6 protein-coding genes are annotated in these 4160 nt (G+C 66.8%); 3 read left to right on the plus strand and 3 right to left on the minus strand.

Annotation, left to right across the window (positions count from 1 at the left end):
- Positions 1-5: 5 nt before the first annotated feature.
- The 3 genes from CIC12_RS32565 to CIC12_RS32575 form a co-directional block, all read right to left on the minus strand.
- Positions 6-545 (minus strand): cytochrome b, encoded by a 540-nt coding sequence (locus tag CIC12_RS32565; RefSeq protein ID WP_168670671.1) that lies wholly within the window; start codon positions 543-545, stop codon positions 6-8.
- On the minus strand, positions 542-1633 hold the full coding sequence (locus CIC12_RS32570; RefSeq protein ID WP_168670672.1) for a catalase: 1092 nt from the start codon (positions 1631-1633) through the stop codon (positions 542-544). Before CIC12_RS32570 ends, CIC12_RS32565 begins: the two co-directional genes overlap by 4 nt.
- Positions 1634-1741: 108 nt before the next feature.
- Complete coding sequence (locus CIC12_RS32575) at positions 1742-2014, minus strand: DUF4148 domain-containing protein (protein ID WP_168670673.1); 273 nt, start codon at positions 2012-2014, stop codon at positions 1742-1744.
- A 304-nt stretch (positions 2015-2318) separates the two neighbouring features.
- Between CIC12_RS32575 and CIC12_RS32580 the strand changes: the two genes are divergently transcribed.
- The 3 genes from CIC12_RS32580 to CIC12_RS32590 all read left to right on the plus strand — a co-directional run.
- A complete protein-coding gene (locus CIC12_RS32580; protein ID WP_168670674.1) occupies positions 2319-3044 on the plus strand; it encodes an anti-sigma factor family protein in 726 nt (241 codons plus the stop codon).
- Positions 3045-3208: 164 nt separating this feature from the next.
- The gene (locus CIC12_RS32585) at positions 3209-3727 is read left to right on the plus strand and encodes a sigma-70 family RNA polymerase sigma factor (protein WP_121321881.1); all 519 of its coding nucleotides are present in this window, start codon (positions 3209-3211) and stop codon (positions 3725-3727) included.
- Positions 3724-4160 (plus strand): anti-sigma factor family protein (locus CIC12_RS32590; RefSeq protein WP_342030599.1); only part of this gene is annotated, 437 nt, incomplete at its 3' end. The genes CIC12_RS32585 and CIC12_RS32590, both read left to right, overlap by 4 nt.

Consider the following 4160-nt stretch of genomic DNA (forward strand, 5'->3'; position numbering starts at 1 on the left):
AACCCCTACCGCCCACCGCGCGCCATACTCGAAAACACCCCATCCCGCCGGATCAACCCATGAAACAGCGCAGCGGCCAGATGCAGCAACACAGTCGCAAACAGCGCGTACGCCAGCCACGTGTGCAACGCACGCAGCACCGCGAACAACTCGACGTTTTGCGGCGCGATCGGCGGCAAATGCAGCGGTCCGTATAGCGTGACCGGATATCCCGCCGCGGACAGCATCGCCCAGCCGATCAACGGCATCGCCGCCATCAGCACATACAGCACGAGATGGGAGGCCTTGGCCGCGATGCGCTGCGGCGTCGCCATGTCGGCGGGCAGCGGCGGGCTGCCGTGAGTGAGACGCACGCCCACGCGCAGCACCACCAGCAGCAGCAACGCAATGCCGAGCGGCTTGTGGATGGCGATCAGCGTATTGTGGGCGCGCGAAACGCTCCCCACCATCCCCACGCCGATGAACAGCATCGCGACGATCAACGGCGCCATCGTCCAATGCAGCAGCCGTGCGAGCGGACTGAAATGGGTCGGCGTCGGGCTCATGAGCGATCTCCGTGGGTCTGTGTTTGATGAACGGCGGGGTGCAGCGTCTCTTCGCGCGTGCGCCGCTGGTACGACAGCGCATACGCCGCCGAACGCGCGGCGAGCAACGGATCGTCCGATGGCGCGATACCCGCCGGCAGGATCGTCGGATCGAAGTTGATGTCGCGGCACGCGCCGTCTTCCTGCGAGCTGGCGCGCTCGAGCACGAGCGTGCCCGCCTCGACCTGCCGACGATCGTCGGGCCATTGCAGCGTGGCGTCGCCGGTGGGGTCGCCCGGTTGCGCGACCGTCAGGATCAGATGCCAGCGCAGCGGCCCATTCTCAAGACGTTCATCGAGATCGGCCTGGAGGAAATTCTGCGCGGCCTTTTGCGCATCGGTGACCGGCGCGTACGGCGTCTCGGGCATCATCGCCCAGCGCACGGCGCGCGTCGTGTTGGAACCGTCCGTGAAGCGGAATGCGTTGATGCCATAGTACGCGGCATTCGCGAGACTCGACGAAGGCAGATGCGCCTTCACCCAGTTCTGAAACGGCACAGTCTCGGGATGGGTCGCGTAGAACGCCTTGAGTTTCGCCGGGTCCGGTTTACCGGTCGCCGGGACGGGCCGCGCGGCGAGCAGTTGCTCATAGAACTGCGCGGGCGTGTGCACCGCGAAAACGGGCGTCGAATTCATGCCGGTGCGCCACTGCTCGCCATTCGCCAACCGGAACTCCAACGCGAGGCTGCGCACGGGCGAACTGATGTCCGGCGCGGACGGGTTGCCGCCTGGCACCGCGAAGCGTCCCGTGACCGGCGTGCGCCCCGCTGCAAACACGGCTGCGCGCGACAGCGCGGCGCCGTTGCCGTTGCTGTCGAAATACCCTTCGACGCACAGGCCCTTCGCATGATTGCGCCGGTAGCCCGGATGCGGCCGGCCGGCCACTATTTCGAACGTATTGATGAAGCGCGATGCGCTCAAACGTGTCGGTGTCAGCCAGCCGGCCGTGTAGGCGAAGCCGCCGGCCAGCGCCAGCACGAGCGCGCCGATCGCAGCGAGCCGGCATGGCACGCAGCGAGGCCCGGATGGGGGAACGGGAGGTGGTGTCACGAAAACTCCTTGCCAGATAGATGCACCTACCGGCTAACACGCGCAGCGGCGATCTATTCCGCTCGCAGCCGGCGCGCCCGTTCCAGCCGCGCGCCGGCTGCCGATACGTCAATTGACGCTGCCTGCCGACGCGCCACCACCGCTCGCCACGCTGCTGGCCGCCGCCGCTTTGGCGGCGAGCGCTTCCTTGCGCTGCTGAACCTGTTGCGCAAAGATCGGGTTGACGTCCGGGTACGACGCATCAGTGATGTAGTCGAGGCCGTTCTGCTGCGCCTCGATCAATTCCTGATACACCTCGGCGCGTGTCTTGCCTTGCGCAAAAGCGCTCGACGAAGCAGCGAGAACGACGACGGACAAGGCGGCAAATGCGAGCTTCTTCATGATGGACTCCAATGAGTGTTGTGCGGGTTCGCATCAGGGAGAACTACGGCGTGGCGGCTTTTATTCCTGTGTCGACGGCGCAAAAAAACATATCTGGAAAGCGGAATAAAAGCCTGCGCAGCGGGGTTTGCACGCACGTTGACTCGCGATCCGGCGGCAACGGAAAAGCGCAAAGGACATCCGATGGTTCGTGCAGCGCGCGCTTCGCAGCATCGAAAAATGACACACGGCATGGTTGCACGGAATAAATCCTCGCCTGCCCGTGTTCGCCCTCGATAGCAGCACGCCGACCACGACCGACATCATGACCTCCGCCGACGCCCCTCCCGACTCGCCGCTTTCCGAAGCCGACATTCAGGCCTACGCCGACGGCACCCTGACGCCCGAGCGCGCGGCCTGCCTGCGTGACTATCTCGGCAAGGACCCGGCGGAAGCGCGCCGGGTGGCGTTTTACGGCCGGCTGAACGAGCAGATCCAGCAGACCTTCGCCACCCCCGACGAGCCCGTCGCGCGCCCTGCCGACGCATTGCGCCGCGCGTTCGGGCGAGCAAAGCCTGCAGGAGCCCGGCGCAAACTGGTCGACGCATTGGTGGCGCTCGCGCTGACGCTGGCGGCCGCCAGCGGCTGGCTGGCTGCGACCCAGGTATCCGCCCAGGCGCTCAACAACGCCGCGGTGATGGCCCTCGCCGAAACGGCGGCGACGCCGTTTTCCGCGGCGTCGCCGACCCGCGCAGATCCGGCCGCGCCCGAACTCGGCGCGATCGGCCTGCGGCTGGTTGGCCAACGCGTGCTGTCGCTTGGCCCGTTGCAGCGCGCCAGCGAGTTCATCTACCTGAACGGCGACAACCAGCCGGTGGTGCTGATATCGACGCTCGCGCTGCTCGCGCCCGTGCAGCCGCAATGGTCCGCGCGCCGCATCGGCGAGATCCGGCTGTTGAGCTGGACCGCGCAGGGCCAGCGCTTCGTGGTGGCCGGCGACGCCCGCACCCACGGCCTGATGCGCGCCGCCGACGTGATGACCGCGCGATGATCCCGGCGGCGCGCCGCGGCCTCGCGCACTGATGGGGAATAAAATGCGCTCACTCGTGTTTGCCATTGAAATGCGCCCGGCAGTCCACGCGACAGCCACCGGCCCTATGCCCGATCGACGCCCCTTCATCGGACCCGCAATCGGACTCACCATCGGGATCAAAAATGGATGTGCGTGACGAGTTGATGGAGCATGTGCCGCGCTTGCGGCGCTATGCGCGAGCGCTGATCAACAACCGCGATCTCGCCGACGACCTCGTGCAGGACACGCTCGAACGCGCGCTCGGCCGCACCGGCATGTTCCAGCCCGGCACCGACCTGCGCGCCTGGCTCTTCACGATCATGCACAACGTGTTCGCCAATCAGGCGCGCAAGGCGTCGGCGCGCGCCGTTCACGTGGCCGTCGATGACGACAGCGTCGCCGAGAGCGAATTCGCGGTGCCGTCCGAGCAGGCCCGTTCGCTGGAAATGCGCGACCTCGACTATGCGTTGCAGCGTCTGCCGATGGAACAGCGCGAAGTCGTGCTGCTGGTCGGTCTCGAGGAAATGAGCTATGCGGACGTGGCGCTCGCGCTGAACATCCCGATCGGCACGGTGATGTCGCGGCTGTCGCGCGGACGCGAGCGGCTTCGGGCCTTGATGGCGGGCGCGCAGCCCGGTGCGAAATTACAGGTGGTGCGATGAGCGACCAACAGATGCCGATCGGCGAAGAAGACCTGCACGCGTACGTGGACGGCACGCTGTCCGACGAACGCCGTGCCGATGTGGAGCGCGCGCTCGAACAGAACCCCGAGCTGGCCGCGCGCGTCAGCGATTATTTTTCGCTCAACAACATGTTCCATGAGCGCTATGACCGCGTGCTCAGCGAGCCCCTGCCGAAGCGCCTGCAAGCGTGCGCGCCGCGCCGCTCGCGCATTGCCGCCAACTGGCCGCAGTTCGCCGGCATGGCGGCGGCGCTGGTGCTGGGCATCGGCATCGGCTTTGGCACGCACATGGGGCAGGACGTCGTCGGACCAGTGGCGATGGGCCGCCCGGACACGCGTGCGGTGAGCGCGGACAGCACCGAAATGTTTGCGCGGCAAGCGGCGCTCGCGCACGTGGTCTACATGCCGGCGAT

Source organism: Paraburkholderia sp. SG-MS1 (genome assembly GCF_012275575.1).
Taxonomy (GTDB): domain Bacteria; phylum Pseudomonadota; class Gammaproteobacteria; order Burkholderiales; family Burkholderiaceae; genus Paraburkholderia.